Genomic DNA, 2,654 nt, shown 5'->3' with positions numbered 1-2,654 from the left:
GCTTCCGCAGCCGCCGCGCGTCCGGCTGCGCTCCGGGTGGTGCCCCCCGCCGCGGGCGGCCCGGTGCCGGACTACAAAGCCGGCGACAAAGTATCGCACGGCAAATGGGGCATCGGCACCGTCGTTTCCGTCAAAGGCTCGGGTGACGACACCGAGCTGCAAATCGCTTTTCCCGCGCCGGTAGGCCTCAAGCGGCTGTTGGCCAAGTTTGCCCCGATCAAAAAGGAAACCTAATTTTTCCATATAGAGAGGAAGAGTCCGTAATGACAGATGCCATCGCGGCAATGAAAACCCTCGTTCAAGAAATTAACCGGCATAACCACAGCTATTACACGCAGGATCAACCGACGATTAGCGACAAGGAATGGGACGTGCTGTACGATAGGCTCGTTGCTTTGGAGCGGGAAACGGGAGTGATCCTGCCTGCTTCCCCTACGCAGCGGGTCGGCGGCGACATTCTCAAGGGCTTTGAGCCGCATCGTCATCTTTCCCGTTTGTGGAGCCTGGATAAGGCGCAGAACGCGGAGGATTTGCAGGCCTGGCATACGCGTGTGCTGAAGCTGATCGCCGACTACAACGGCAAAAACCCGGAGCAGCCGCTGCCAGACCCTTCTTTTGTCGTGGAACTGAAGTTTGACGGACTTACGTTGAACCTGACTTATTCACAGGGGCAGTTGGTTCAGGCTTCTACGCGCGGCAACGGCGTCGTGGGCGAGGGCATTTTGGCGCAGATTAAGACGATCAAGTCGATTCCCCTCGAAATTCCCTACGATCAAGGCACGCTTGAAGTACAGGGCGAAGGCATGATGTTCCTTTCCGTTTTGGAGGAGTATAACAAGACTGCCGCGGAGCCGCTCAAAAATGCCCGCAATGCAGCGGCAGGCGCACTCCGCAACCTGAATCCGAAAATAACGTCGGAGCGGAAGCTGAACGCTTTCTTCTATAATGTCGGCTATTCGGATCAGATCCAGTTCCAAAACCATGCCGAGATGCTGCAGTTTTTGAAGGATAATCATTTTAAGGTGAGCGATCGGACGCGTTTTTTTGATTCTATAGAAGATGTTGCCGCTGAGCTGGAGCGGATTGCGGAAGAGCGGCTTGGTTTTGACTTTTTGATCGACGGAGGCGTCGTCAAGCTTACGGACATGCGCACGAGGGAGGTGCTCGGCTACACCGAGAAGTTCCCGCGCTGGGCGATAGCATTCAAATTTGAGGCTGAAGAGGCGACGACGGTTTTGCAGAGCGTTTCCTGGGAAGTCGGCCGTACAGGCAAAATCACGCCGCTCGCCAGAGTCGAAGCCGTCGATTTGGCAGGCGTTACCGTGCAAAACTGCACGCTGAACAACATCGGCGACATTGAACGCAAAAACTTGAAGCATGCCCTCGGCAGCCTCGTTTATATCCGCAGGTCGAATGACGTGATCCCGGAAATTCTCGGCAAAGTGACCGAGGAGAACGACGGCGAAGAAATCGTGTATCCTACGCATTGTCCGGCTTGCGGCAGCGAACTGGAAATGCGCGGCGCGCATCTGTTCTGCCTGAATCGTCTGGGCTGCAGCCCGCAGTTGATCGGGCGGATTACGCATTTTGCCTCGCGCGATGCGATGGATATCGAGACTTTCAGCGAAATGACCGCCGCTCAGCTTCATCAAGAGCTTGGCGTGCGCGATCCCGCGGATCTGTACTACCTGCAATTCGAAGATCTCATCAAGCTGGACCGGTTCGGCGAGAAAAAAGCGAAAAATTTGCTGGAAGCTTTGGAAAAAAGCAAGTCCCGCGATTTGGCCGCGTTTCTTTACTCGCTCGGCATTCCGAACTCCGGCAAAACGACGACCAAAGTGCTGGCCGACCACTACCGCAGCCTGGACAAGCTGCTGGAGGCTACGCCGGAGGAGCTTATTACGCTCCCTGACGTAGGGGGGATTGTTGCCGAAAGCATCTATACGTTTTTCCGGGATCCGGTCATGATCGACAGCATTCAGCGCATGTTGGCTGCAGGGGTTAGCCCCGTGGCAGAAGAGCCGGCTGCCGCAGAGGCTAGTCCGGACAATCCGTTTTTCGGCAAAACGATTGTGCTCACAGGCACGTTAAGCACCATGGGGCGGGACGAAGCCGCTAAAAAGCTGGAGGCTCTCGGCGCGAAAATTACAGGCAGCGTATCGAAGAAAACAGATATCGTCGTAGCCGGTGAAAGCGCAGGCAGCAAACTGACAAAAGCGCAGGATCTCGGCATCCGGATCATTGATGATGAGCAGGAGCTGTTGCGGCTGTTAGGCGAAGCCTGATTCCCGGCTTCCTCCGGGGATGAAATATGAAGAACCTGTCGGACTGCAGCGTCCGGCAGGGCCTTTGTTGTCCGAATGCATAGAAATGCAGGCGGGACGCGGTATTGCGGGTTGTAAGATAATGGATGAAAAAAGTTAGAAAAAGACGCTTGCATTTTGTTTTAAAAGCTGGTAGTATAAATACCTGTCACCACGTAAGCGACGCATTAACGCTTTAAATGACAGCAATAAAGCTCCTTGAAAACTGAACAAATAAATGAAGTATCAGCAAGGTTGAGCAATCAACCAAAACAAGAGATTGCAAAATCTCGTCAGCTTTGAAATTGAGCTATTCAGCTTTCAATAAAGGTAACACCTTTTTGGAGAGTT

General features: G+C 53.8%; 1 protein-coding gene and 1 pseudogene. Both read left to right on the top strand.

Features of this window, described 5'->3' with window-relative positions; genetic code table 11:
* A pseudogene (locus AC6RNO_RS36200) lies at nt 1-234 on the top strand (ATP-dependent DNA helicase PcrA); the annotation flags it as partial.
* 29 nt (nt 235-263) lie between these two features.
* Nucleotides 264-2,285, top strand: a complete 2,022-nt coding sequence (gene ligA / locus AC6RNO_RS36195; protein ID WP_497108400.1) for an NAD-dependent DNA ligase LigA — start codon at nt 264-266, stop codon at nt 2,283-2,285.
* Nucleotides 2,286-2,654 lie beyond the last annotated feature (369 nt).

Source organism: Paenibacillus sp. sgz302190 (genome assembly GCF_059820445.1).
This window is presented reverse-complemented; position numbering and strand designations above follow the sequence as displayed.